The sequence below is a fragment of the Burkholderia lata genome, from assembly GCF_902499335.1.
In the GTDB taxonomy this organism is placed as follows: domain Bacteria; phylum Pseudomonadota; class Gammaproteobacteria; order Burkholderiales; family Burkholderiaceae; genus Burkholderia; species Burkholderia lata_B.
On record NZ_CABVQK010000026.1, the window covers coordinates 36,900 to 63,336 of the forward strand.

Genomic DNA, 26,437 nt, shown 5'->3' on the forward strand with positions numbered 1-26,437 from the left:
CGTGCCTACAGCTCGACGCTCGACAGCGCCGGTTCGAGGGCCGCCTTCGGCAGCTTCGCGCGCCGCTCGGGCGGCAGCGCCTGCAATGCGCGGCGCCCGCGCAGCCCCAGGAAATATTCGTGGATGAACGGATGGTCGACGTTCGCGGCCTCCTCGACCGGCGCCGCGACCAGCACCTTGCGGTCGGCCAGCACCGCGACACGCGTCGACAGCGCGACCATCGTGTCGAGATCGTGCGTCACCATCACGACGGTCAGCCCGAGCGTGCGATGCAGCGTCGCGATCAGCTCGACGAATTCGTCCGACGCCTGCGGATCGAGGCCGGCCGTCGGCTCGTCGAGAAACAGCAGCTCGGGCTCGAGCGCGATCGCCCGCGCGATACCGACCCGCTTGACCATCCCGCCCGACAGCGCGGCCGGCATCTTCGACGCGTGCTTGCACGGCAGCCCGACCATCTCGAGCTTGAGCATCACGATGTCGTGCAGCAGATCCGGCGGCACGCGGCCGAGCTCGCGCAGCGGCTGCGCGACGTTGTCGAACACCGTCATCGACGAGAACAGCGCGCCCTGCTGGAACAGCATCCCGGAGCGCGTGCGCATCATCCGCGCGCTCGCGTCGTCGATCGTCGCCGTATCCTGGCCGAACACCTTGATCGTGCCCGACGTCGGCCGCTCGAGGCCGAGGATCTGCCGCACGAGCGTGGTCTTGCCGGAGCCCGAGCCGCCGACGATCGACACAATCTCGCCGCGCCGCACGTCGAAGTCGAGCTTCTGGTGAATGATGTTGCGCCCGTAGCGCTTGGTCAGGTTGCGCACCTCGATCACGAGGTCGCCGCCATCGGCCGGGGCTGCCGGCCGGGTGCCGACCGACCCTGCGCCGATGGCCGCGGCATGCGCGGTCGTTTCGTTCGATGCGTTCATCCGAGCCCCACGTTCTGGAACAGGATCGCGAACACCGCGTCGGCGAGGATCACGACCGTGATCGACGACACGACCGACGTGGTCGTGCCTTCGCCGAGACTCTGCGAGTTCGCCTTGATCCGGAAGCCGAAATGGCAGGCGACCAGCGCGATCAGCATGCCGAACACGATGCCCTTGCCGACCCCGATGTACAGGTTCGCAATCGGCACGACGCCCGGCAGCGAGCGCACGAAATAGTTGACGTCGATCCCGAGCACGAGCTTCGCGGCGAGCGCGCCGCCCGTCAGCGCGATGATGTTGGTCCACATCACGAGCAGCGGCATCGCGATGCCGAGCGCGAGCACGCGCGGCAGGATCAGCCGCAGCCCGTGCGGGATGCCCATCACGCGCATCGCATCGAGCTCCTCGGTCACGCGCATCACGCCGATCTGCGCGGTGATCGCCGAGCCCGAGCGGCCCGCGACGAGAATCGCCGACAGCACCGGGCCGAGCTCGCGGATCACCGACAGCCCGAGGATGTTCACGATGTAGCGGTTCGCGCCGAACATCTGCAGTTGCTGCGCGGACAGGTAACTGAGCACGATGCCGATCAGGAACGCGACGAGCGCGGTGATCGGCAGCGCCTGCGCGCCGGCGCTGTAGATGTTCGCCGAGGTTTCCTTCCACGGCATCGTCTTCGGACGGCGCAGCACCGACAGCGCATCGAGGATCACGAGGCCGAACATCGCGATGCCGCCCTGCAGGTGTTCGCCGAACCGGAAGATCGCCTGGCCAAGCCGTGTGACGGGATCGAAGCGCACCACGCGCTCGGGCGCCTCGCGCTCGCTGTCGAGCCGCTCGATGCGCTCGAAGATCGTGCGCTGCGTGGCGCTCAGCGCGACGCCGGCCGGCAGCTTGCGGCCCCACACGCGCCACAGCGCCTGGCCGCCGACGTGATCGAGCCGCTCGATGCCGGACAGATCCCATTCGCTCACGCGCCCGGACGCGATGCTCGCGACCCGGCGCGCCACCGCGCCGCGATTGCGTGCAAGCGCGAGCGCGGTCCACTGGCCGGTCAGGCGCACCGTCTGGCCCTGGCCGCCGGCGTCGACCGACAGGCCGGGAGGAGTCTCGAAGTCCAAGGGCAGGTTGTTTGCAAAAAGGTGACAGAGGTCATTGTAGCGAACCGCCCGGCGACGCGACGTGAGGATTTCCGTGAGGGCGCCCAGCTGGGGGCGCCGGGCCGGGGGCGCCCGCCCGGGGGCGCGTGGAAGCCGCCGCCCCCTGCCCGTTGCCGGCGTCATCACCTTTCATTCTTCCGTCACGATTCCTTTCGATACTCTCACGCGCCGCACATCAGGCCGTCGGCGCCCCGCGCCGCCATTCGTTGCGTACTCGCATTTCAAAAACAGAACACCGAACAGGACAACCGATGCGTCTCCCCCTGCTTTCCCGCCGTCGCATGCCGGCCATCGCCGCGCTCGCCAGCCTCGCCTTCATCCTCGCCGCCTGTGGCGGCGACGACGTCACCTCGCCGCCGGTGACACCTCCGGCAGCCCAGGCGCCCGTCGGCACGACGGCCACGCTCGCCCTGCTCGAGACGACCGACCTGCACACCAACGTGCTGTCGTATGACTATTTCAAGCTCGCCGCCGACAACTCGCTCGGCTTCGAGCGCGTGTCGACGCTGATCGCGCAAGCGCGTGCGCAGTATCCGAACACGCTGCTGCTCGACAACGGCGACACGATCCAGGGCACCGCGCTGTCGGACTACCAGGCGCTCGTGAAGCCGATCGGCTGCGACCAGACGCTCGCGATCTACAAGGTGATGAACGCCGCGAAATTCGACGGCGGCGGGATCGGCAACCACGAATTCAACTACGGGCTGCCGTACCTGTCGCAGGTGACCGGCAACACGTTCGAGGTCGACGGCCTGCCGGCGCCGGCCCAGCAGAAGAAGTGCGCGGGCCCGAACTTCCCGCAAGTGCTCGCGAACGTGATCAGCGCGAAGACCAACGCGCCGCTGTTCACGCCGTACACGATCCTGACCCGCACCGTGACCGCGACGACGCCGGACGGCAAGACGGTCAGCGCGCCCGTGAAGATCGGCATCATCGGCTTCACGCCGCCCGCGATCATGAACTGGGACAAGCGCTGGCTCGACGGCAAGGTCTACACGACCGGCCTGAAGGAAGCCGCCGAGAAGTACGTTCCGGAGATGCGCGCGAAGGGTGCCGATCTCGTCGTCGCGATCTCGCACGGCGGCCTCGACAATTCCGCGTATTCGCCGACGATGGAGAACGGCAGCTGGTGGCTGTCGAAGGTGACCGGCATCGACGCGATGCTGATCGGCCACTCGCACCAGGTGTTCCCGGACGCGAACAGCACCGTGTCGCAATTCAACCTGCCGGGTGTCGACAAGGTCAAGGGCACCGTCAACGGCGTGCCGACCGTGATGGCCAACTACTGGGGCAAGCACCTCGGCGTGATCAAGCTCGGCCTGAAGTTCGACGGCAAGACGTGGAGCGTCGACAAGTCGCTGACGACCGTCGAGGCGCGGCCGATCCAGAACGCCGACAAGAGCTATGTCGCGGCCGATCCTTCGGTCTCCGCCGCGATCGCCGCCGAGCACCAGGCGACGATCGACTACGTGAAGACGCCGATCGGCTCGACCGACTACCGGATGAACTCGTACTTCGCCGATGTCGGCGACCCGGGCGCGATCCAGATCGTCAATGAGGCGCAGGCCGACTACGTGAAGACCTACGTGCAGGCGAACCTGCCGCAATACGCGTCGCTGCCGGTGCTGTCGGTCAGCGCGCCGTTCAAGAGCGGCTTCGGCGGCGGCACCGACTACACCGACGTCGCGCCGGGCGCGCTCGCGATCAACAACGCGGCCGACCTGTACCTGTACCCGAACACCGTGTACGCGGTGAAGGTGAGCGGCGCCGACGTGAAGAACTGGCTCGAAACCGCTGCAAAGCGCTTCAACCGCATCGACCCGACCAAGGCGACCGTGCAGCCGCTCGTCAGTACGTTCCCCGGCTACAACTTCGACATGTTCACGTCGGCCGATCTCGCGTATGAAATCGACGTCACGCAGGCAGTCGGCAGCCGGATCAAGAACCTGACGTACAAGGGTGTGCCGCTCGACCCGAACGCGCAGTTCATCGTCGCGACCAACAACTACCGCGCGAGCGGCGGCGGCAACTTCCCGGGCCTCGACGGCAGCAAGACGATCTTCGCGTCGCCCGATGCGAACCGCGACGTACTGATCGCGTTCATCAAAAAGCGCGGCGCGATCACGCGCGCGGCCGACGGTGCGCAGCGCAGCTGGCGCTTCACGAAGCTCGCGAGCTCGGTCGCGCACGTGCAGTTCGCGTCCGCGCCGAACCGCCTCGGCGACGCGGCGGCGGCCGGCCTGATCGGCATCACGCAGGTCACGGCCGACGACGGCTCGGGCAAGAATCTCGCCACCTACGAAATCGACCTCACGCAATGAGACACGCGATGCAACCGATCCGGACGATGCGGCCGGCTGAAACCGGCCTCGCCGCCGCCACGCGGCGCCTGCTGCGCGCGAAGCTCCCGCCGGCCGCGCTGCTCGCGGCGGCGGCCGTGACCGTCGCGGCCGTCGTGGCGGCGACCGGCCTGCGCGGCGCCGGCCCCGCGCCGAGCGCCGCGCAGCTCGACGAGTGGCAGGCAATGGTCACGCAGGCCACCGAGCCGCACGCGCTCGCGCAGTTGCGCACGCTGGCGCGGCGCGGCTCGGGCGACGCGCAGGCGGCCCTCGGCATCGCGCTCGTCGATGCGCGCGAACCGGGGCTGCGCGACGAGGGGCGCGGCTGGCTGGAAACGGCCGCGACGGCAGACAGCAAGGCCGACGCGCCGGCCGCCCGGCGTGCGCAGCTCGCGCTCGGCAAGGCGTTGCTGCTCGGCAGCAGCGACATGCCGAAGGACTACGCACGCGCCCGCACGCTGCTCGGCGAAGCGGCCGCGCAGGGCGACCCGGCCGCCGCGTATTACCTCGGGCTGATCTATCGGAGCGGCTACGGCATCGCCGCCGATCCCGTGCAGGCCGCGCACTGGTTCGAGATCGCGTCGCACGCGGACATCCCGGCCGCGGACTTCATGCTCGCGAACGCGTACCGCGAAGGCAGCGGCGTGCCGCGTGACGAGGCGCGCGCGCTGGCGCTGTATCGCCGCGCCGCCGAGCACGAGCTGCCGGAAGCCGTGCAGACGCTCGCGATGGCCTATCGCAACGGCGAACTCGGGCTCAAGCCCGACGCGGACGAATTCCACGCGCAGTGGATCGAGACCGCGCACGCGCTGAAGCACCCGGTCGTCGCGCCGTAACGGTTCTTCCGCACACAAGCGCGCGCGCACGAACCGGCATCACACCGGCTGCATGACGCGCATGCCCCGACGCCCCGCGCATCGATCACCCGGCAACGGAATCGAGCGCGGGGCGCGGGCGTGCGCGCCGGTTGCATTGCCGCCATCCGGCCGCTCCACGCCGACCGTTCGGCATGCGGCGATGCATTACCATGCAGCCTCACAATAAAACCTGAGAGAACTGCATCCATGTCCCATCGCCTTTCGAGGCTTGGTGCCGCTGCCGTCGGCGCCGTTGCTATTGCCATTGCCGGCGCGCCGCTCACCGCACTCGCCGCGCCGCCCGCCCAGACCGACATCTTCAATGCCGCGCTTTGCAAGCCGCCGTTCACGTCGGACCTGATGGACTCGATCTACAACACCGCCAAGGCGGCCGATCCGAAACCGGACGAGTCGATGCTGGGTGCCGCGGTCTATCGCCTGCCGGAGCCGATCCACCGCGACGGCTTCACGACGCAGCAGGTCGTGTTCGTCAGTACCGGAATCGGCGTGCTCGTGGACGGCGAGGTCGCCGACCAGCTCGCGAAACGCTACCAGCTCACCCTCGAGAAGGGCCACTTGCTCGGCGCGTCGTCCGTCGGCTATTCGCGCCGGCTGACGGTCCGTGGCCCGGGCGGTGCGCTGATCCTCGTGTCGGCCCGCCAGGGCCCGGCGCTGAAGGGCAAGACGCTGCTCGCCTGCGAAATGACGTCCGAGGAGGACATCAAGGCGCTGGAGCGGATGGAAAAGCATTGAGGCGCGCGGCGCTGCGGCGCCGCTCGCATGCGGGCCGCCGCGCGCCGCCCTCCTCAGCCGCGCGTGTCGTCCGACGCGCGCCACCGCCCCCTGTCGCTACAATAGGCGCCATGAACGCCCCCACCTCCTCCGACACGCCCGATTCCGGCGACGCGCACATCGCGCGCAACCGGCTCGAGGCGCACCTGGACGCCGCGCCGCGTGCGTGGCCGCTCGACATCGTCGCCGCCACCGGCTCGACCAACGCCGACGTCGCCACCCGGCTCAAGGCGCTGCCGCGCAACGCGAACGCGCTGCCCGCGCCGCTCGTGCGCGTCGCGTTCGAGCAGACGGCCGGCCGCGGCCGGCAGGGCCGCCCGTGGTTCGCGCAGCCCGGCAATGCGCTGCTGTGCTCGGTCGGCTGCATCGTGCCGCGCCCCGTCGACGCGCTCGGCGGCCTCAGCATCGCGATCGGCGTTGCGCTCGCCGAAGGGCTGGCCACCCTGCCGCTCGACGCCCGCTCCCGCGTCGCGCTCAAATGGCCGAACGACCTGCTGCTGACGGCCACCGACGACGGTACGCCGCGCATCGTCGGCAAGCTCGCCGGGATCCTGATCGAAACCGCGTGGGCCAGCGCCGACGCCACCGCCGTCGTGATTGGCTTCGGCATCAACGTGCGCGGCGCGGAAGCCGTCGCCGCACAGGTCGACGCGCTGCGCGCGCGCGAAGCGGCGCTCGCGAGCGGGCTGCCGCCCGCCGCGCTGTCGATCGCGTGCGCATCAGCCAACCTCACCGATACGCTCGCCGCGTCGCTGAACGCGCTCACGCCCGCGCTCGCGCAGTTCGGCGCCGAAGGGCTCGCACCGTTCCTGCCGCGCTGGCATGCGCTGCACGCGTACGCGGGGCGCGAAGTCGTGCTGCTCGAACAGGGCGTCGAACGCGCGCGCGGCATCGCGACGGACATCGACGCGACCGGCCAGCTGCTGCTCGACACGCCGGACGGCGTGCAGGCGATCGCCGCCGGCGACGTGTCGCTGCGCGAAGTGCAATGAACGAGCCGCACCTGCTGATCGACGCCGGCAACAGCCGGATCAAGTGGGCGCTCGCCGATGCGCAGCGCACGCTCGTCGAGACGGGCGCGTTCGGCCACACACGCGACGGCGGTGCCGATCCGGACTGGTCGAACCTGGCGCGCCCGCGCGGCGCGTGGATCTCGAACGTCGCGGGCGCCGACGTGGCCGCCCGGCTCGACGCGCTGCTCGACGCGCGCTGGCCGGGCCTGCCGCGCACGACGATCCGCTCGCAGCCCGCGCAATGCGGCGTGACAAACGGCTATACGACGCCCGACCAGCTCGGCAGCGACCGCTGGGCCGGCCTGATCGGCGCGCACGCGGCGTTTCCCGGCGAGCACCTGCTGATCGCGACGTTCGGCACCGCGACGACGCTCGAGGCGCTGCGCGCGGACGGCCGCTTCACGGGCGGGCTGATCGCACCGGGCTGGGCGCTGATGATGCGCGCGCTCGGCACGCACACCGCTCAGTTGCCGACACTGACCACCGACATCGCGAGCGGCCTGCTCGCGGGTGCGCAGGCAGAACCGTTCCAGGTCGACACACCGCGCTCGCTATCAGCCGGCTGCCTGTACGCGCAGGCCGGGCTGATCGAACGCGCGTGGCGCGATCTTGGCGATGCGTGGCAAGCGCCCGTGCGGCTCGTGCTGGCCGGCGGCGCGGCGGACGACGTCGCGCGTGCGCTGACGCTCCCGCATACGCGGCACGATGCGCTGATCCTGTCCGGGCTCGCGCTGATTGCCGCGGAAGCGGCCACCGCTACGGCAGCGCAGGAGTGACGGAAAGGCGCCGGCATCGCGCCGGCGCACGGCAACGCATGCCCGGGCGGCCTGCGTCACGATGACGGTGAAAGGCGGGGCGCGCGACGACAGCCGCCCGCGCGCACGGTCAACGGAAGAACGGAAGGAATGAAAAAGCCGGCGATGCGGCCGGCCCGATTGAATGACGTGAACCACGTCAATGACGACGAGGAGTGTCGACGATGCTGCGCTGGCTGATCGCTGTTCTCTTTCTCGCCAACATGCTTGCGTTCGTGGTGGCGCGCGGCGTGTTCGGGCCGCTGCCGGCGGCCGGCCCGCGCGAACCGGGCGTGCTGGCGCGGCAGGTACGGCCCGATGTGCTGCGCGTGACGCCGCTCGCGCGCGCAACCGACCAGCCCGTCATCGGCGGCCCGATCGCGCCGCCGGCCGTCACGGCCGAACCGCTCGCGGCGTCCGCGCCCTGACGGCGCCGGGCCGCGCTCAGGACTGCTGCGCGCGCACCTTCTTCAGCAACGCGGTGGTCGAGCGATCGTGCTCGAACGGAATCGCCAGCGCACGGCCGCCCCAGCCGCGCACCAGCGCCGATTCCGGCAACGCATCCATGTCGTAGTCGCCGCCCTTCACGAGAATGTCCGGCCGGACGGCCTCGATCAGCGACACGGGCGTCTTTTCCTCGAACTTCACGACCCAGTCAACGCTTTCCAGCGCCGCGAGCAGCGCCGCGCGGTCGTCCTCGCGGTTGATCGGGCGGTCGTCGCCCTTGCCGAGCATGCGCACCGACGCGTCGCTGTTCACGCCGACGATCAGGCATGCGCCGAGCGCTTTCGCGTCGGCGAGATACGTGACGTGGCCGCGATGCAGGATGTCGAACACGCCGTTGGTGAACACGACAGGCGACGGCAGCGACGCGCGCAGGGCGACGAGGGCATCACGGGTGATCAGCTTGCGTTCGAAGGTAGCGGACATGGTGGGAGCTGGACGGAATGAACAACGGCGCGCGCGGCGGACCGGACGGCAGAACGCGGCGGCGGCGCCAGATAAAAAGCCCGCCGGACCGGCCGGGCGGGCTTCATGCAACGAATGCGAACCGGACCAACCGGCCACGCGGCCGGCGCAACGCGCACCGGCTGCGGCGCCAGCCGTCCAACCGACCTCAGGCCGGCTGCGCGGCCGACGACGGACCGCTTTCAGCCTGCAGGCGGCCGGTGACTTCCTTGCGGTAGCGGTTCAGCTCCTGCGCGGTCGCGAACGTGCGCTCGAACAGGATCGACAGGTTGTGCAGGATCCGCTCGACGACCTTCTTTTCCCACTCGCCGTCGAACCGGATCTGCTCGTCGAGCCAGCGCTCGAGCCATTCCGGATCGGGCAGGCGCGACTGCACGGTGTCGCGCGGGAACAGCGCCTGGTTCACGTGCAGGTTGGTCGGGTGCAGCGGCTTCTCGGTGCGGCGCGCCGACGCCATGAGCACGCCGATCTTCGCGAACGCGGCACGTGCGACGTCGCCGCAGTTGTTCAGCGCCTTCTTCATGTAGCGCAGGTACGCGCCGCCATGGCGCGCTTCATCGCGCGAGATCGTTTCGTAGATCTGCTTGATGACCGGCTCGGTGTGCCAGTCGGCCGCGCAACGGTACCAGTGGTTCAGGCGGATCTCGCCGCAGAAGTGCAGCATCAGCGTCTCGAGCGGCGGCGCCGGATCGAACTGGAAACGCACCGCGTGCAGTTCCTCCTCGGTCGGCACCATTTCCGGCTTGAAGCGGCGCAGGTATTCCATCAGCACGAGCGAATGCTTCTGCTCCTCGAAGAACCACACGCTCATGAACGCGGAAAAGTCGCTGTCGTGCTGGTTGTCGCGCAGGAACATTTCCGTCGCGGGCAGCGCCGACCATTCGGTGATCGCGTTCATCTTGATCGTCTTCGCCTGCTCGTCGGTGAGCAGCGAAGCGTCGAACTTGTCCCACGGAATGTCCTTCTCCATGTCCCAGCGGACAGCCTCGAGCGATCTGTAAAGTTCCGGATAAAGCATCGTGTTCATGATGGTCCCACCCCTGTTCTGCGCAATGCGACTTCTCTAAACGTGACTGTTGCCGCAAAGGCGCGCCACGCGCGCTTTTTGCAGCCAAGACTGTAATTTTACGCGTGAAACCGGCCGGCCGGACGCTGATTGCTCGTCCGGCAGCCGGGCGGCCGCGCCGCCGCCGTTGCGGCATGCCGCAGCCGCGCTCCGCTCGAACGGAACCGGCTGCGCTTGCCTGAGTGGGGGCCGGCGCTGGCCGGCTCGCTGACGAGCCCGTCCCCTGCCCCAGGCGGGTTCCCCGAAGGGTCCCGTGCGGATGCCGGATCGGCGGGCTGTTCGATATGGTGTATACGGCGGCGGCCATGATAGCACGCGTCCATGACGGTTCCGAGACGCCTGGCAGGTCGTGCTCCGCCAATCGCAGTGCGGCGATCGGTCGCGGCCGACCGTCGCGAAAACGCAACCATGCACCATTTCGGCGCGTCAGACCCGTATTTCGCCGGTCGCGAGGCCGTCTTCCGGCGGCGTGCCGGCGGCCGACGCGCTGCCGCCGTCCGCCAGCGCGATCCAGCCGGCCAGCGCGTCGCGCTGCGCGCGCCCGTCGCGGTAGCCGAGCTCGATCAGTTCGCGCGTGAACGCCTCCTCGAACAGCAGGTAGCTCGCGAACGACGCGCCGGCCGGCTGGCTGCCGCCGATCGCACCGAGCAGCCCGCGCATCGTCGCCGGCATCTGCTTCAGGTGCTTCGCCGCGATCAGCTCGATTCGCTCGGACGGCGCGATCGCGAGCACGTCGACGTGCCGCCAGCCGCTGTCCACCTCGACCTGGTGCGGCAGGTGCTCGATCATCCGGTTGATGTGCTCGATGCGCTCGATGTCCGAGCCGATCGAGTCGAGGAACACGCTCGCGAGCACCTGCTGGCCGATCTGCGCGAGCGTCGGGTAGCCGCGTACCAGCCCGGTGCCGTTCGCAGCCGGAATCTCGGGCCGCGGGTCGGCCGCACCGACCACGACGATCCGGTCGGCGCCGAAGTGGATCGCCGGCGACAGCGGCGCGATCTGCCGGATCGAGCCGTCGCCGAAGTATTCGATCTGCCCGTCGAGCACGAGCGGCACGGCCGGGAACACGAACGGAATCGCCGACGACGCGAGCAGGTGCGACGCCGACAGGTCGACGAGCCGCGCGGTGCGCTGCGCGCGCCGCCACGCCTGGATCGGCTGAGCCGCCTGGTAGAACGTCAGGTGCCGGCCGCTCGAATAGCTCAGCGCAGTGATCGCAAGCGCGTGCAGCAGGCGCGCCTCGAGCATCTGCTCGATCCGGTGGAAACTCAGCTCGCGCTGCAACAGGTGCGCGAGCGGCGTGTTGTCGAGCAACCCGCGCGGCGAACGGCGGGCCGCCCAGCCGAAGGTCATCGTCGCGAGCCAGCGCGCACCGGCGGCCGCGATGCCGAGCCAGTCGGTGCGATACACGTAATCGGCGCGCAACGGCTCCCAGAATTCGAGCAGGCGCCGCACACCATGGGAAAAGTCGTCTGCGTGGCTCGCGATCGACGTCGCGTTGATCGCACCGGCCGACGAGCCGCACACGACCGAGAACGGCAGCGTGTGCCGCTGCGGATCGGCCTCGCGCGCGATCTCGGCCAGCGCCTTCAGCACGCCGACCTGATAGGCGGCACGTGCGCCGCCTCCCATCAGAACGAGCGCGAGCCGCATGATCGACCTGCTACCTGCGCCGCGTCACGTCGAACGCTTCGGCGGACGGGTTTCGGGCGACGAAGCAGCTGCCGCACGCGCCGCGGCCGAGCCGGCCGAACCGGCAGACTTCGCGCGCTTCGCGGCGGGCTTGCGCGGCGCGGCGGCGGCCGGAGCCGGCTTCGCGGCCGACCCCGGCGAAGCGGCCGCGTCCGCCGGCGCATCGCCCGGCGCGGCGGGCTGCATGCCCGGCTGCGCCATCGCGAGGCTCGCGAGCTGGTTGAACTGCGACTGCAGCAGGTTCCACCAGCCCGATGGGTCGAAGGCCTGCTGCGCGGCGTCGCCCGCCGCCGCATCCGACGCGCCGGCATCCGGTGCCGGCGATGCGTCGCCCGACGCGTGTTTCGCCGCGTGCGCGGCCGCGACGGCCGCTTCCTCGGCCGCCGACATCGAGCTTTGCGCGAACGCGCCGAACGCACGCAGCGTCGCGAGCGTCGCGCGCTGCACCTCGAGCGCCTGGATTGCGGACTGCAGCATTCCGAGATTGAGCTTCAGCCACTGCTCGACCGCGCGCAGATCGGTGATCCGCTTGTCGAGCTCCTCGACGCTCGTGAGCGGCGCCATCATGTCGGACATGCTCGACAGCGACGGCGGCAGCCCTTGCGTAGCGCCAGGAAACGACGTCATCCCGCCGAACGGCGACATCCGCATCATGTCCCACATGCGGTCCATCATGTCGGCGGGCTTGAAGCCGGCAAAGCCGGCGAAAGGGTTGGAGCCGGAGGCATCGGTGGTCATACGGGCATCCTGGTTGACTGGGTGAGAGCGAGGCGGCCGCCATGCGTCGCGCGAGCCGCGCCTGGATCGATCATAGCGCCGGCGCGTGTCAGAACGGCGCGTCGCCGGGAAACTCGGGCGGGCGCCGCTCGCGCAGCGAGCGGATGCCCTCCTGCACATCGGGCCCGGCAAATCCCATGAATTCGAGCGCAAGCGACGTATCGAAGGTCGGCCCGGCCGTGCGCAGCCAGTTGTTCAATGCGTACTTGGTCCAGCGGATCGCCGACTGCGAACCGTGCGCGAGCCGCTCGGCCACTTCGTAGGCCTTCGGCAGCAGGTCGGCCGGCTCGACCGCGAGCGATACCAGCCCGATCCGCTCGGCCTCCTCGCCGCTCACGGGCTCGCACAGCATCAGGTAGTACTTCGCCTTCGCCATCCCGCACAGCAGCGGCCACACGATCGCCGCGTGGTCGCCGGCCGCGACGCCGAGCCGCGTGTGACCGTCGATGATGCGCGCATCCTTTGCGGCAATCGAGATGTCGGCGAGCAGCCCGGCGACGAGCCCCGCGCCGACGGCCGGGCCATGCATCGCCGAGACGATCGGCTTGCTGCAGTTGATCACGTTGTAGACGAGGTCGCGCGCCTCGCGCCACACGCGGGCGCGCACGTCGAAGTCGTTCGCCATGTCCTCGACGAGCGCGAGGTCGCCGCCCGCCGAGAAGCCCTTGCCTTCGCCGCGGATCACCGCGACACGCGTGTCGGGATCGCGGTCGACGTCGCGCCAGATATCGGCGAGCTCGCGATGCATGCGTGCGTTCGCGGTCGCGAGGCCGCTGCGGTTCGCGCCCTCGCCGCTCATCACGATGTCGAGCACGCCATGATCGCGGCGCGTCACCTTCAGTGCTTCGTAACCGCCGTACGCGGCGAGATTGGCCATGCGCTGCTCCTTGCTCGAGGTTCTCGAACCCCTGAATCGAGTGTAGCCAAGCCCGCGCGGGCAAACATCAGGCGAAACCCGGCGCGCGGGCCGTGCCCGGGTTTCGCGAAAGCGGAGCGCTGCGTGCTCCGCGTGACTTACGCCGCGCCGTCGGGCGGCGCGACCGACTGCTCGATCGCGCCGAAGATCGACTTGCCGGCCGTGTCGAACATCTCGATGCGCACGGTATCGCCGTAGCGCATGAACTCGGTTTGCGGCGCGCCGTGCTCGATCGTCTCGAGGCAGCGCTTCTCGGCGATGCAGCAGTAGCCCCGCTTCGCATCCTTGTTCGACACCGTGCCCGAGCCGACGATCGAGCCGGCGCGCAGGTTGCGCGTCTTCGCCGCATGCGCAACGAGCTGGCCGAAGTGGAACACCATATCGGTGCCCGCATCGGGCTGGCCGACCTTCTTGCCGTTCCAGTGGACGATCATCGGCCGGTGCACGCGGCCTTCGCGCCATTCGTCACCGAGCTCGTCGGGCGTCACGGCGACCGGCGCGAACGCGGTGGCCGGCTTGCTCTGGAAGAAGCCGAAGCCCTTCGCGAGCTCGGCCGGGATCAGGTTGCGCAGCGACACGTCGTTCACGAGCGTGACGAGCCGCACGGCCTTCAGCGCTTCGTCGGGCGTCGCGCTCATCCGCACGTCGCCGGTGATCACCGCGACTTCCGCCTCGAAATCGATGCCCCATTCCTCGGACGGGCACACGACGTCGTCGCGGGCCCCAAGGAAATCGTCGCTACCCCCCTGGTACATCAGCGGGTCGGTCCAGAATTCGGGCGGCATCTCCGCGCCGCGCGCGCGGCGCACGAGCTCGACGTGGTTCACGTACGCGGAACCGTCGGCCCACTGGAACGCGCGCGGCAGCGGCGCCATGCAGTTGGCCGGATCGAACGCGAAGGCATTGCGCGCGCGGCCATGGTTCAGCGCGTCGTACAGGTCGCGCAGCTGCGGCGCGTAGAACGCCCAGTCGTCGAGGACGCGCTGCAGCGTCGGCGCGATCGCGTCGGCGATCGCCGCGGTGTGCAGGTCGCGCGACACGACGATCAGCTGGCCGTCGCGCGTGCCGTCCTTCAGCGAAGCAAGTTTCATAAGGGGGACTCTGCCGTTGTAGTGACGATGGAGGGAATCTATTTTACGATGGTGAATCCCTGCGGCGCGCCGCGATTATGCGCGCCGTTTTCGCCCCGATTTTTCGGCCCGATTTTCAGACCGATCCCTGCCGCATTTTCGCGCACCTGCCGCCCATGCCTGCCAGCCCGCTTCCCGACGACGATCTCGCCGACTCCGACACCGACGACGCCGCTTCCGGCGAGAACGGCGAGAAGGTCCGTTCCGGCATCCAGTCGATCGAGGTCGGCTTCCGCCTGCTCGACGTGCTGACGAGCGAGCCGCGCGCGATGATGTTGCGCGACCTCGCGCAACGAGCGGGAATGAGTCCCGCGAAGGCGCACCGTTACCTGGTCAGCTTCTCGCGGCTCGGCGTGGTGTCGCAGGATCCCGTCTCGGGCCGCTACGAGCTCGGCGGCTTCGCGCTGCAGATGGGGCTCGCGCGGCTCGCGCGCGTCGACGGCGTGAAGCTCGCGCGGATCGCGCTGACCGAATTCCGCGACCGCCTCGACCAGACGGTAGGCATCGCCGTGTGGGGCAACCAGGGGCCGACGATCGTGCACTGGATGGAATCGAGCCACCCGGCGAAGGCGTCGCTGAAGCTCGGCGACGTGATGCCGCTGCTCGGCTCCGCGACGGGGCTGCTGTTCGCCGCGTACCTGCCGCGCAGCAAGACCGCCGCGATGCTCGAGCGCGAACTCGCCGATACGCGCCGCTCGCCGCACCACGGCGGCCCGCGCACGCTCGACGAGGTCGACACGGTGCTCGCCGACGTGCGCAAGCACGAGGCCGCGCGCGTCGAGGGGATGCTGCTGCCGACGATCCACGCGTTCTGCATGCCCGTGTTCGATGCGGTCGGCGAACTCGCGCTCGCGATCGTCGCGCTCGGCCAGGAAGGCTCGTTCGACATTGCATGGGGCGGCGAGATCGACACCGCGCTGCGCGCATACGCGCAGAAACTGTCTTACGAACTCGGCTATAGTCCGGACGCGCGCGACGCCTGACGCATCCGGTACCCGCCACGTCACGCAGCGCGAACGCGCGGCGCATTCGACAGTCCGATTCCTGTGGCGTGCGCCGCGCGCCCGACGTCATGCGAGCGCCCCGATCCTGTTCCGATGCCCATGCAGCCTGCCGACACCCGCCCGAGTCACGCTTTGCCCCGCCACTGGCTGCGCGTGGGCGTTGCGCTCGTCATCGTGCTGGTGCTGCACGCGCTCGCCGCGTTCTGGCTGATGCGCAACCGCGACGCGTTCACGCCGCCCGCGCCCGCCGAAGTCCCCGTGCAGATCGAGCTGCTGAAACCGCAGCCGATCGAGCGCCAGCCCGCGCCGCCTGCGCCGACGCCCGTCGAGCAGCCGGACGCGCCCGCCCCGGCTGCCCCGAAGGCCGCCGCACCGAAACCCGCGCCTGAGCCGGTCCTCACATCGACGCAAACGGCCGAACACGGCGAGCCGCCGGCCGCCGCGTCCGCGGCGAGCGGCGTGCCGGACGCGTCGGGCGCACATGCCGCGTCGGCCGCCGGCGCCGCCAGTGCCGCGACGCCGGGCCCCGCGACGAACGGCGTGAAGTTCACCGCGCCGCCCTCCGGCGACCTGCAGTACGACACGTTCTACAACGGCATGCAGAACATGATCGGCACGATCCACTGGCGCACCGACGGGCGCACCTACGACCTGTCGGTGTCGATGCCCGTGCCGTTCGTCGGCCCGTTCACCTATCGCAGCGAAGGCCGCATCGACGCGTTCGGCGTCGCGCCCGACCGCTACGTCGAGAAGCGCGGCAAGCGGCCGGAAGACATCGCGATCTTCAACCGCGAGATCCGGCAGGTCGTGTTCACCCGCACGCCGAACAACGCGCCGCTGCCCGACGGCGTACAGGATCGCTTCAGCATGCTGATGCAGCTGTCGGGGCTCGTGCGCGGCAATCCGTCGGCGTACAAGCCGGGCGTCACACAGCAGTTCTTCGTGATCGACAACAACAGCGGCGAGACCTGGCCGATCACCGTGATCGGCGACGAGCAGGTGCAGACGCAGGCCGGCATCATCGGCGCACGGCACTTCATGCGCCTGCCGCGGCGCGACGGCGACACGCGCCGCATCGACATGTGGCTCGCGCCGTCGCTCGGCTGGCTGCCCGCGCGGCTCGTGCAGTCCGAACCGAACGGCGCGCAGATCGAGCTGTTGTGGCATGGCCGGCTCGCGGCGCCGGGCGCGCCGTCCGACGAAGAGCCGGCAGGCGCCACCACGCGTGCGCCCGCCGGTACACCGACGCCCGATACATCGGGCGCACCGACCACGGAACCGGCACAACCCGCGCCGCCGGCCACCGTGCAACCGCCGGCACAACCGGCCGCAGTACCGGCTGCACCGCCCGCGTCACCGCCTGTCACATCGCCTGTCACACAGTGAACTCGCGCGCGAACGCACGCGATTCGGCAATTTCGACCGATTACAGATTTCCGTGAAATGGCCGATGACACTCTTTAACAACTATTTCAGTCCACCGGCAGACAATGGGAAACGTTTCATAGACATCGGCTTCTAACCGATACACCCCACGCAAACGGGAACGGGGTGTGCAGCGCAAGCCCCTTGAAACCGGCAAGGCTCGCCCCACCTAGGGGACAACAAGGCCAGATGCCACTGCGAAGAGGAGTGCCGCCATGCAAATGATCTACAACAGCCCCAACTACTGCGTCGTCGAATTCGCGCCGCAGGCCGGCCACCACCTGATGAATGCCGGCGGATACGAAATCGTCGACAAGAACGCGCAGCGCGAAATCTTCATCGACGGCGAACTTGCCGAACGATTCCGCGCGCACGTGAAGCAGTTGATCGAGGATGAGCCGTCGCTCGACGAAGTCGACGAATTCCTCGGACAATTCGACAGCCTGATGATGATGCCGGTCGTGCTGCACTGACGACCCGCGGCCCGGCGCCTCACGCGGCCGGGCCATTCGCCGCGCATCGATGCGGCGCCGCGAGCACTCCGATCATGCCCCCGTCCGGTTCGCCGGCGGGGGTTTTCATTTGGCGGGCCGGCCGGCGCGGCGCAAGGCCGGGCGGCGCCCATGCGCACCGGCTACAATGACGGTTTTCCCGTCTTCGCCGGTCTTTCGCCCATGTCTGCGACTCCTCTCGCCGCTTCCGTCCCGCTCGACGCACCCTACACGCGCGGCGCCGCTCTGCCCGCGCTGCTGAAATCGCGCATCCTGATCCTCGACGGCGCGATGGGCACGATGATCCAGCGCTACAAGCTCGACGAAGCCGCGTATCGCGGCGAGCGCTTCAAGGATTTCCCGCGCGACATCAAGGGCAACAACGAACTGCTGTCGATCACGCAGCCGCAGATCATCCGCGAGATCCACGACCAGTACTTCGCGGCCGGCGCCGACATCGTCGAGACCAACACGTTCGGCGCGACGACCGTCGCGCAGGCCGACTACGAGATGGAAGATCTCGTCGTCGAGATGAACATCGAATCGGCGAAACTCGCACGCGAAGCGGCCGAGAAATACGCGACGCCGGAAAAGCCGCGCTTCGTCGCGGGCGCGATCGGGCCGACGCCGAAGACGGCCAGCATCTCGCCGGACGTCAACGACCCGGGCGCACGCAACGTCACGTTCGACGAGCTGCGCGCGTCGTACTACCAGCAGGCGAAGGCGCTGCTCGACGGCGGCGTCGACCTGTTCCTCGTCGAAACGATCTTCGATACGCTGAACGCAAAAGCCGCGCTGTTCGCGCTCGACGAGCTGTTCGAGGACACCGGCGAGCGCCTGCCGATCATGATCTCGGGCACCGTCACCGATGCGTCGGGCCGGATCCTGTCGGGCCAGACGGTCGAGGCGTTCTGGAATTCGCTGCGCCATGCGAAGCCGCTCACGTTCGGCCTGAACTGCGCGCTCGGCGCGGCGCTGATGCGCCCGTACATCGCCGAGCTCGCGAAGCTGTGCGATACCTACGTGTCGTGCTACCCGAACGCGGGCCTGCCGAACCCGATGGCCGAGACGGGCTTCGACGAGACGCCGGACGTCACGTCGGGCCTCCTGAAGGAATTCGCGCAGGCCGGGCTCGTGAACCTCGCCGGCGGCTGCTGCGGCACGACGCCCGAGCACATCGCCGAGATCGCGAAGGCGCTCGCCGACGTGAAGCCGCGCCGCCGCTGGCCGAACCAGTACAGCGACAACGCCTGACCCGACCGCCCCACGCCCTTCATCACCAGAATTCGCACCGCCATGACCGATCACATGATGCGCCTCGCCGGCCTCGAGCCGTTCAACGTCACGTCCGGGACGCTCTTCATCAACGTCGGTGAGCGCACCAACGTCACCGGCTCGAAGGCGTTCGCACGCATGATCCTCAACGGCCAGTTCGACGAGGCGCTCGCCGTCGCGCGCCAGCAGGTCGAGAACGGCGCGCAGGTGATCGACATCAACATGGACGAGGCGATGCTCGATTCGAAGGCGGCGATGGTGCGCTTCCTGAATCTGATCGCGTCGGAGCCGGACATCGCGCGCGTGCCGATCATGATCGACTCGTCGAAGTGGGAGGTGATCGAGGCGGGCCTGAAGTGCGTGCAGGGCAAGGCGATCGTCAACTCGATCTCGCTGAAGGAAGGCGAGGACGCATTCCGCCACCACGCGAACCTGATCCGCCGCTACGGTGCGGCGGCCGTCGTGATGGCGTTCGACGAAACCGGCCAGGCAGACACCTACGCGCGCAAGACCGAGATCTGCAAGCGCTCGTACGACTTCCTCGTGAACGAAGTCGGCTTCCCGCCGGAAGACATCATCTTCGACCCGAACATCTTCGCGGTCGCGACCGGCATCGAGGAGCACAACAACTACGCGGTCGACTTCATCGAGGCGACCCGCTGGATCAAGCAGAACCTGCCGTACGCGAAGGTGAGCGGTGGCGTGTCGAACGTGTCGTTCTCGTTCCGCGGCAACGACCCGGTGCGCGAGGCGATCCACACCGTGTTCCTGTACCACGCGATCCAGGCGGGGATGGACATGGGCATCGTCAATGCGGGCCAGCTCGGCGTGTACGCCGATCTCGACGCCGAGCTGCGCGAGCGCGTCGAGGACGTGATCCTGAACCGCCGCGACGATTCGACCGACCGGCTCCTCGAAATCGCCGACAAGTTCAAGGCGGGGGGCGCGAAGAAGGAAGAGAACCTCGAGTGGCGCAACCAGCCGGTCGAGAAGCGGCTCTCGCATGCGCTCGTGCACGGCATCACGAACTTCATCGTCGAGGATACCGAAGAAGTGCGCGCGAAGATCGACGCGGCCGGCGGCCGGCCGATCAACGTGATCGAAGGGCCGCTGATGGACGGGATGAACATCGTCGGCGACCTGTTCGGCCAGGGCAAGATGTTCCTGCCGCAGGTGGTGAAATCGGCGCGCGTGATGAAGCAGGCGGTCGCGCACCTGATCCCGTTCATCGAGGAAGAAAAGCGCCTGCTCGCGGAAGCGGGCGGCGACGTGCGCGCGAAGGGCAAGATCGTCATCGCGACCGTGAAGGGCGACGTGCACGACATCGGCAAGAACATCGTGTCGGTCGTGCTCCAGTGCAACAACTTCGAAGTCGTCAACATGGGCGTGATGGTCCCGTGCAACGAGATCCTCGCGAAGGCGAAGGTCGAGGGCGCGGACATCATCGGGCTGTCGGGCCTCATCACGCCGAGCCTCGAGGAAATGGCGTACGTCGCGTCCGAAATGCAGCGCGACGACTACTTCCGCGTGAAGAAGATTCCGCTGCTGATCGGCGGCGCCACGACGTCGCGCGTGCACACGGCCGTGAAGATCGCGCCGCACTACGAAGGCCCGGTCGTCTACGTGCCGGACGCGTCGCGCTCGGTGTCGGTCGCGTCGAGCCTGCTGTCCGACGAAGGCGCGGCGAAGTACCTCGACGAGCTGAAGTCCGACTACGAACGCATCCGCGACCAGCACGCGAACCGCAAGGCGCAGCCGATGGTCACGCTCGCCGAAGCGCGCGCGAACAAGACCAAGGTCGACTGGGCGGGCTACCAGCCGGTGAAGCCGAAGTTCATCGGCCGCCGCGTGTTCAAGAACTACGACCTGAACGAGCTCGCGCAGTACATCGACTGGGGCCCGTTCTTCCAGACCTGGGATCTCGCGGGCCCGTACCCGGCGATCCTGAACGACGAGATCGTCGGCGAATCGGCGCGGCGCGTGTTCTCCGACGCGAAATCGATGCTCGCGCGCCTGATCCAGGGCCGCTGGCTGACCGCGAGCGGCGTGATCTCGCTGCTGCCGGCGAATACCGTCAACGGCGACGACATCGAGATCTACAGCGACGAGTCGCGCTCGGAAGTGCTGCTCACGTGGCGCAACCTGCGCCAGCAGAGCGTGCGTCCAGTGGTCGACGGCGTGATGCGGCCGAACCGCTCGCTCGCCGATTTCATCGCGCCGAAGGAATCGGGCGTCGCCGACTACATCGGGATGTTCGCGGTGACGGCCGGCCTCGGCGTCGACGCGAAGGAAAAGCAGTTCGAAGCCGACCACGACGACTACAGCGCGATCATGCTGAAGGCGCTCGCCGACCGCTTCGCGGAAGCCTTCGCGGAAGCGATGCATGCGCGCGTGCGGCGCGAGCTGTGGGGCTACGCGAGCGGCGAAACGCTCGACAACGATGCGCTGATCGCGGAAAAGTACGCGGGCATCCGCCCGGCGCCCGGCTATCCGGCCTGCCCCGACCACCTCGTGAAGCGCGACATGTTCGACGTGCTGCGCGCGGACGAGATCGGCATGAGCGTGACCGACTCGCTGGCGATGCTGCCGGCCGCGAGCGTGTCGGGCTTCTATCTCGCGCACCCGGACAGCACGTATTTCTCGGTCGGCAAAATCGGGCAGGATCAACTCGAGGATTATGCGCAGCGCATGGCGCTGTCGCTCGACGACGCGCGCCGCGCGCTTGCGCCGCAGCTCTGATCGACGCTTCGACGGACGCGCCGCCGCGCGTTATTGTCAGACAAAAGAAAAAGCCCGCTCGAAAGCGGGCTTTTTTCTGCCTTTCGATCCTTTCGGACGACCGGGCAAGCAGGCTCAGAAGCCCCAGTGCACGTCGGCTTCGCCGGCTTTCGCTTCGCGCAGCATCGTGAGGAAGGGGGCGACGCGCTGTGCCAGGCTCGGCGGCACTTCGTGGTGCGCGTGGTCGGCCTCGTCCTCGTGGAAATGGCCGGCGTGCTCGGCGCGCTCCTGCTTCGCCTGCGCGACCGCGCCTTCCAGCTTGGCGATCGCGTGGTCCAGTTCGTCGTGCGTAATCACACCGCGCTCGCCCAGCTGCTTGCCGACGAGACCCAGCACATACACGGCGAAATCCTTCAGCACGTCGAGATCCTGTGCCGCCTTGCTCTTGAACGTAATCATGACAATTCCCTTTTCATCTTGTTGTGCCTGCGCGGCGCGGTTGGGGAACGCCGGCTGACCGGCGCCCGGCCTCGCGGACGCGGGCCGCCTGAGCGGCATATTAGCACCTGTTAAAATTCTGCGATCCCTGAAACGCGCGCTTAAAAAGCGCGCCGGCGGCCCGGCGTTTCCGGCCACCACCAACGAAGCCTTCTACCAGCATGCTGCCAGCACACAAACAGACCCTCGAAGCCCTGCTCGCGGATAGCGTCAAGCAGGTCGCACACGCGCTGAAAGGCGCCGACGCCGCATCCGTCGCCCCCGTCATCACGCTGGAGCGCCCGAAGGTCGCCGCGCACGGCGACGTCGCGTGCAACGTCGCGATGCAGCTCGCGAAGCCGCTCGGCACGAACCCGCGCCAGCTCGCCGAGCAGATCGTCGCCGCCCTCACCGCCCAGCCGGGCGCGCAAGGCCTCGTCGAAGCCGCCGAAATCGCCGGCCCCGGCTTCATCAACCTGCGCCTGTCGGCCGCCGCGAAGCAGGCGGTGATCGCCGCCGTGTTCGACCAGGGCCGCGCGTTCGGCACGTCGGATCGCGAGAAAGGCAAGCAGGTGCTGCTCGAATTCGTGTCGGCAAACCCGACCGGCCCGCTGCACGTCGGCCACGGCCGCCAGGCCGCGCTCGGCGACGTGCTCGCGAACGTGATCGCGAGCCAGGGCTACGCGGTGCACCGCGAGTTCTACTACAACGACGCAGGCGTGCAGATCGGCAACCTCGCGATCTCGACGCAGGCGCGCGCACGCGGCCTGAAGCCGGGCGACGCGGGCTGGCCGGAAGCCGCGTACAACGGCGAATACATCGCCGACATCGCACGCGATTTCCTGAGCGGCGAAACGGTCGCCGCGTCGGACGGCGAGCCGGTCAAGGGCACGGGCGACGTCGAGGATCTCGACGCGATCCGCAAGTTCGCGGTCACGTACCTGCGTCGCGAGCAGGACATGGATCTGCAGGCATTCGGCGTGAAGTTCGACCAGTACTACCTCGAGTCGTCGCTGTACAGCGAAGGCCGCGTCGAGAAGACGGTCGGCGCGCTGATCAAGGCCGGCATGACCTACGAGCAGGACGGCGCGCTGTGGCTGCGCACGACCGACGAAGGCGACGACAAGGATCGCGTGATGCGCAAGTCGGACGGCACGTACACGTACTTCGTGCCGGACGTCGCGTACCACGTGACGAAGTGGGAGCGCGGCTTCACGAAGGTGATCAACATCCAGGGTTCGGACCACCACGGCACGATCGCGCGCGTGCGCGCCGGCCTGCAGGGCCTGCACATCGGGATCCCGAAGGGCTACCCCGACTACGTGCTGCACAAGATGGTCACCGTGATGCGCGACGGCCAGGAAGTGAAGATCTCGAAGCGCGCGGGCAGCTACGTAACGGTGCGCGACCTGATCGAATGGTCGGGTGGCGCGGCGGCGGGCCAGGAAGCGGCGCCCGACCTGATCGACGAAGCGACCATCACGCGCGGCCGTGACGCGGTGCGCTTCTTCCTGATCTCGCGCAAGGCCGATACCGAGTTCGTGTTCGACATCGACCTCGCGCTGAAACAGAACGACGAAAACCCGGTCTACTACGTCCAGTACGCGCATGCGCGGATCTGCTCGGTGCTCAACGAGCTGAAGTCGCGCTACAACGTCGACGTCGCGCAGCTGCCGGGCGCTGACCTGTCGCAGTTGACGAGCGCGCAAGCGGCGTCGCTGATGCAGAAGCTGGCCGAGTACCCGGACATGCTCACGCACGCAGCGAACGAGCTGGCACCGCACGCTGTCGCGTTCTACCTGCGCGACCTCGCTGGCGAATTCCACTCGTTCTACAATGCGGAGCGCGTGCTGGTCGACGACGAAGCACCGCGCAATGCGCGCGCCGCGCTCCTCGCCGCGACCCGGCAGGTGCTCGAGAATGGCCTGGCGGTGCTCGGCGTGTCCGCGCCCGCCAAGATGTAAGGCAGCAAGCGGCCCGAACCGGGCAGCGAATGGCTGCGGCAGGAGCGCCCGTCATCGGGTGCCCGCCGCGGCCTTTTCACGATTCTTTTTGCAGGTGACTCAAGCAATGGCACAACCACGCCGAACTTCGAAGCAATCGAAACAAGCCGGAGGGACATTTCTTGGAATCGTGCTGGGCCTGATCGTCGGCCTCGCGATCGCCGTGGTGGTGGCGCTCTACATCACGCGTTCCCCGTCGCCGTTCGTGTCGAAGGTCGCGCCGCCGCCGGCCGACAACGGCGCGAGCCAGCCGCAGCAGTTCGATCCGAACCGCGCGCTGCAGGGCAAGACGCCGGGCCAGCCGGTGCCGCAGGCCGCGCAGCCCGCGCCGCCGAACACCGCGCCCGGCCAGGCCGCGAACCAGACCCAGGGCGGCCTGCTGCCCGAGCCGCAGATCGTCGAAGTGCCGCCGCAGGCCAACGGGTCGAGCGGCTCGAACAACACCGGCAGCTCGAACAACACGACCGCGTCGAACAACACGTCGTCGGGCAATACGTCCTCGGGCAACGGCGTCGCCGTCGCGCCGAAGCCGGCCGACACCACGCCGCCGCCGCCGCCGAAGAAGACGCAGCAAGCCCAGCAGCAACAGCAGCAACAGCAGCAAGGCGGCGAGGACGACCTCGCCCGCTTCGCCGCGCAGAAGCAGGCGCAGCAAGCCGCCGCGCAAAAGCAGCAGCAACAGCAACTGGCCGCGAACACGCCGAAGCCGACCTCGTCGGCCACGGCCGCCGCGGCAGCGAAGCCGCCGACCGCGAACGACGCGAATACCGGCTACTTCCTGCAGGTGGGCGCGTACAAGACGGAAGGCGACGCCGAGCAGCAGCGCGCGCGCCTCGGCTTCCAGGGCTTCGAGTCGAAGGTGTCGAAGCGCGATGTCAGCGGCGTGACGTACTTCCGCGTGCGCGTCGGCCCGTTCTCGAAGTTCGAGGATATGAACTCGGCCCGCCAGCGCCTGTCCGATGCAGGTGTCGACACGGCGGTGATCCGCTTCACGAAGCAGTAAGCAACCGGCCGAGCCCACCCAGAACCCGTTACGTCCCGTAACCCGAGCAACTGATTCGACGTTCACAACATGAAAAAACTGCTTAGCACGCTCCTTCTGTCCCTGGGCCTGGTCGCCGGCCTCGCACAGGCTTCGCCCGCCGCACCGGTCTCCGGCAAGGACTTCGAGGTGATGAAGTCGCCGCAGCCGGTGTCCGCACCGGCCGGCAAGGTCGAGGTGATCGAGTTCTTCTGGTACGGCTGCCCGCACTGCTACGAATTCGAGCCGACGATCGAAGCCTGGGTGAAGAAGCAGGGCAACAACATCGACTTCAAGCGCGTCCCGGTCGCATTCCGTGACGATTTCGTCCCGCACTCGAAGCTGTTCTACGCGGTGTCCGCGCTCGGCATCTCCGAGAAGGTCACGCCGGCGATCTTCAACGCGATCCACAAGCAGAAGAACTACCTGCTGACGCCGCAGGCGCAGGCCGACTTCCTGGCCACGCAGGGCGTCGACAAGAAGCAGTTCATGGACGCGTACAACTCGTTCAGCGTGCAGGGCGAAGTGAACCAGTCGGCCAAGCTGCTGAAGGACTACGCGATCGACGGCGTGCCGACGGTCGTCGTCCAGGGCAAGTACAAGACGGGCCCCGCTTACGCGAACAGCATCCCGGGTACTGCCCAGGTGCTCGACTTCCTCGTGAAGCAGGTTCAGGACAAGAAGCTCTGATCCCCATCCGCGCGCCGGCATGACTACTCCGCTGAAGGTCTTCATCACCGGCGCATCGAGCGGCCTCGGCCTCGCGATGGCCGAGGAATACGCCCGCCAGGGCGCCACGCTCGCACTCGTCGCGCGACGCACCGATGCCCTCGATGCGTTCGCGCGGCGCTTCCCGAAGCTGTCCATCTCCGTCTATTCCGCCGACGTGCGCGACGCTGACGCGCTCGCGACGGCCGCCGCGTCGTTCATCGCGACGCACGGCTGCCCCGACGTCGTGATCGCGAACGCAGGCATCAGCCAGGGCGCCGTCACGGGCCAGGGCGATCTCCCGACGTTCCGCGACGTGATGGACATCAACTACTACGGGATGGTCGCGACGTTCGAGCCGTTCGTCGGCCCGATGACGGCCACGCGACACGGCACGCTGGTCGGTGTCGCGAGCGTGGCCGGCGTGCGCGGCCTGCCCGGCTCCGGTGCGTACAGCGCATCGAAATCGGCCGCGATCAAGTACCTCGAATCGCTGCGCGTCGAGCTGCGGCCGGCCGGCGTCGGCGTCGTGACGATCGCGCCCGGCTACATCCGCACGCCGATGACCGCGCACAACCCGTACCGGATGCCGTTCCTGATGGACGCCGACCGCTTCGCCGCGCGTGCGGCCCGGGCGATCGCGCGGCAGCACGCGTTCCGCGTGATTCCGTGGCAGATGGGTGTCGTCGCGAAGGTGCTGCACGTGCTGCCGCGCTGGCTGTACGACCGCCTGTTCGAGAAGGCACCACGCAAGCCGAAGGCTGGCGCACACTGACACTCCGGCGAGCACCGGCCCGCGCGAAGCTTCGCGGGCCGTCTCTCCGTCTCTCCGTCTCTCCGTCTCTCCGTCTCTCCGTCTCTCCGTCTCTCCGTCTCTCCGTCTCTCCGTC

The 26,437-nt window shown here is 68.5% G+C and carries 24 protein-coding genes; 15 read left to right on the forward strand and 9 right to left on the reverse strand.

Features of this window, described 5'->3' with window-relative positions; genetic code table 11:
- Positions 1-5 precede the first annotated feature (5 nt).
- On the reverse strand, positions 6-920 hold the full coding sequence (locus BCO18175_RS39265; protein ID WP_174916233.1) for an ABC transporter ATP-binding protein: 915 nt from the start codon (positions 918-920) through the stop codon (positions 6-8).
- Positions 917-2,041 (reverse strand): MlaE family ABC transporter permease, encoded by a 1,125-nt coding sequence (locus BCO18175_RS39270; RefSeq protein ID WP_174916234.1) that lies wholly within the window; start codon positions 2,039-2,041, stop codon positions 917-919. Before BCO18175_RS39270 ends, BCO18175_RS39265 begins: the two co-directional genes overlap by 4 nt.
- 290 nt (positions 2,042-2,331) lie before the next feature.
- Between BCO18175_RS39270 and BCO18175_RS39275 the strand changes: the two genes are divergently transcribed.
- From BCO18175_RS39275 to BCO18175_RS39300, 6 genes are all read left to right on the forward strand, one after another.
- Positions 2,332-4,401 (forward strand): bifunctional 2',3'-cyclic-nucleotide 2'-phosphodiesterase/3'-nucleotidase, encoded by a 2,070-nt coding sequence (locus tag BCO18175_RS39275; RefSeq protein ID WP_174989047.1) that lies wholly within the window; start codon positions 2,332-2,334, stop codon positions 4,399-4,401.
- Positions 4,402-4,409: 8 nt separating this feature from the next.
- Positions 4,410-5,255, forward strand: coding sequence for a tetratricopeptide repeat protein (locus tag BCO18175_RS39280; RefSeq protein WP_174989049.1), 846 nt, complete (start codon positions 4,410-4,412; stop codon positions 5,253-5,255).
- A gap of 228 nt (positions 5,256-5,483) precedes the next feature.
- Positions 5,484-6,029 carry a hypothetical protein gene (locus BCO18175_RS39285; protein ID WP_174989051.1) on the forward strand — a complete coding sequence of 182 codons (546 nt, stop codon included), beginning with the start codon at positions 5,484-5,486 and terminating at the stop codon, positions 6,027-6,029.
- A 110-nt stretch (positions 6,030-6,139) separates the two neighbouring features.
- On the forward strand, positions 6,140-7,060 hold the full coding sequence (locus BCO18175_RS39290) for a biotin--[acetyl-CoA-carboxylase] ligase (RefSeq protein WP_174989053.1): 921 nt from the start codon (positions 6,140-6,142) through the stop codon (positions 7,058-7,060).
- Positions 7,057-7,857, forward strand: a complete 801-nt coding sequence (locus BCO18175_RS39295) for a type III pantothenate kinase (RefSeq protein WP_174989054.1) — start codon at positions 7,057-7,059, stop codon at positions 7,855-7,857. The genes BCO18175_RS39290 and BCO18175_RS39295 overlap by 4 nt, the downstream gene beginning before the upstream one ends.
- A 203-nt stretch (positions 7,858-8,060) precedes the next feature.
- Entirely contained in the window at positions 8,061-8,303 is a 243-nt protein-coding gene (locus tag BCO18175_RS39300) for a hypothetical protein (RefSeq protein WP_174989057.1), read from the forward strand.
- 16 nt (positions 8,304-8,319) lie between these two features.
- Here BCO18175_RS39300 and rfaE2 read toward each other — a convergent pair whose 3' ends face one another.
- The 6 genes from rfaE2 to BCO18175_RS39330 all read right to left on the reverse strand — a co-directional run bounded on the left by rfaE2 (position 8,320) and on the right by BCO18175_RS39330 (position 14,386).
- Positions 8,320-8,805 carry a D-glycero-beta-D-manno-heptose 1-phosphate adenylyltransferase gene (rfaE2, locus tag BCO18175_RS39305; protein WP_129513070.1) on the reverse strand — a complete coding sequence of 162 codons (486 nt, stop codon included), beginning with the start codon at positions 8,803-8,805 and terminating at the stop codon, positions 8,320-8,322.
- A gap of 187 nt (positions 8,806-8,992) precedes the next feature.
- Entirely contained in the window at positions 8,993-9,871 is an 879-nt protein-coding gene (locus BCO18175_RS39310; RefSeq protein ID WP_011353352.1) for a diiron oxygenase, read from the reverse strand.
- 465 nt (positions 9,872-10,336) lie between these two features.
- Positions 10,337-11,563: a patatin-like phospholipase family protein gene (locus BCO18175_RS39315; RefSeq protein WP_174989058.1), complete on the reverse strand. Its 1,227-nt coding sequence runs from the start codon at positions 11,561-11,563 to the stop codon at positions 10,337-10,339.
- Positions 11,564-11,587: 24 nt separating this feature from the next.
- On the reverse strand, positions 11,588-12,340 hold the full coding sequence (locus BCO18175_RS39320) for a PhaM family polyhydroxyalkanoate granule multifunctional regulatory protein (RefSeq protein WP_174989061.1): 753 nt from the start codon (positions 12,338-12,340) through the stop codon (positions 11,588-11,590).
- Positions 12,341-12,428: 88 nt separating this feature from the next.
- The gene (locus BCO18175_RS39325) at positions 12,429-13,256 is read right to left on the reverse strand and encodes an enoyl-CoA hydratase/isomerase family protein (RefSeq protein ID WP_085042695.1); all 828 of its coding nucleotides are present in this window, start codon (positions 13,254-13,256) and stop codon (positions 12,429-12,431) included.
- Between the two features lie 137 nt (positions 13,257-13,393).
- Positions 13,394-14,386, reverse strand: coding sequence for a fumarylacetoacetate hydrolase family protein (locus tag BCO18175_RS39330; RefSeq protein WP_174974717.1), 993 nt, complete (start codon positions 14,384-14,386; stop codon positions 13,394-13,396).
- A gap of 155 nt (positions 14,387-14,541) precedes the next feature.
- On the opposite strand from BCO18175_RS39330, the gene BCO18175_RS39335 reads away from it, so the two are divergent.
- The 5 genes from BCO18175_RS39335 to metH all read left to right on the forward strand — a co-directional run bounded on the left by BCO18175_RS39335 (position 14,542) and on the right by metH (position 21,359).
- The gene (locus BCO18175_RS39335; protein WP_174989063.1) at positions 14,542-15,408 is read left to right on the forward strand and encodes an IclR family transcriptional regulator; all 867 of its coding nucleotides are present in this window, start codon (positions 14,542-14,544) and stop codon (positions 15,406-15,408) included.
- 114 nt (positions 15,409-15,522) lie between these two features.
- Complete coding sequence (locus tag BCO18175_RS39340; protein WP_174989065.1) at positions 15,523-16,815, forward strand: DUF3108 domain-containing protein; 1,293 nt, start codon at positions 15,523-15,525, stop codon at positions 16,813-16,815.
- A gap of 254 nt (positions 16,816-17,069) precedes the next feature.
- On the forward strand, positions 17,070-17,327 hold the full coding sequence (locus BCO18175_RS39345; RefSeq protein ID WP_006477667.1) for a BTH_I0359 family protein: 258 nt from the start codon (positions 17,070-17,072) through the stop codon (positions 17,325-17,327).
- Positions 17,328-17,528: 201 nt separating this feature from the next.
- The gene (locus tag BCO18175_RS39350) at positions 17,529-18,599 is read left to right on the forward strand and encodes a homocysteine S-methyltransferase family protein (RefSeq protein WP_174989067.1); all 1,071 of its coding nucleotides are present in this window, start codon (positions 17,529-17,531) and stop codon (positions 18,597-18,599) included.
- A 42-nt stretch (positions 18,600-18,641) separates the two neighbouring features.
- Positions 18,642-21,359, forward strand: a complete 2,718-nt coding sequence (gene metH / locus BCO18175_RS39355; RefSeq protein ID WP_174989069.1) for a methionine synthase — start codon at positions 18,642-18,644, stop codon at positions 21,357-21,359.
- A gap of 114 nt (positions 21,360-21,473) precedes the next feature.
- Here metH and BCO18175_RS39360 read toward each other — a convergent pair whose 3' ends face one another.
- The gene (locus tag BCO18175_RS39360; RefSeq protein ID WP_011353361.1) at positions 21,474-21,797 is read right to left on the reverse strand and encodes a DUF1840 domain-containing protein; all 324 of its coding nucleotides are present in this window, start codon (positions 21,795-21,797) and stop codon (positions 21,474-21,476) included.
- Between the two features lie 200 nt (positions 21,798-21,997).
- Here BCO18175_RS39360 and argS point away from each other — a divergent pair, with 200 nt between their 5' ends.
- The 4 genes from argS (at position 21,998) to BCO18175_RS39380 (ending at position 26,322) form a co-directional block, all read left to right on the forward strand.
- Positions 21,998-23,779, forward strand: coding sequence for an arginine--tRNA ligase (gene argS, locus BCO18175_RS39365; RefSeq protein ID WP_174989070.1), 1,782 nt, complete (start codon positions 21,998-22,000; stop codon positions 23,777-23,779).
- 106 nt (positions 23,780-23,885) lie between these two features.
- Positions 23,886-24,821 (forward strand): SPOR domain-containing protein, encoded by a 936-nt coding sequence (locus tag BCO18175_RS39370; RefSeq protein ID WP_174989072.1) that lies wholly within the window; start codon positions 23,886-23,888, stop codon positions 24,819-24,821.
- A 69-nt stretch (positions 24,822-24,890) separates the two neighbouring features.
- Positions 24,891-25,529: a thiol:disulfide interchange protein DsbA/DsbL gene (locus BCO18175_RS39375; protein WP_174989074.1), complete on the forward strand. Its 639-nt coding sequence runs from the start codon at positions 24,891-24,893 to the stop codon at positions 25,527-25,529.
- A gap of 19 nt (positions 25,530-25,548) precedes the next feature.
- Positions 25,549-26,322 (forward strand): SDR family oxidoreductase, encoded by a 774-nt coding sequence (locus BCO18175_RS39380; RefSeq protein WP_174917203.1) that lies wholly within the window; start codon positions 25,549-25,551, stop codon positions 26,320-26,322.
- Positions 26,323-26,437 lie beyond the last annotated feature (115 nt).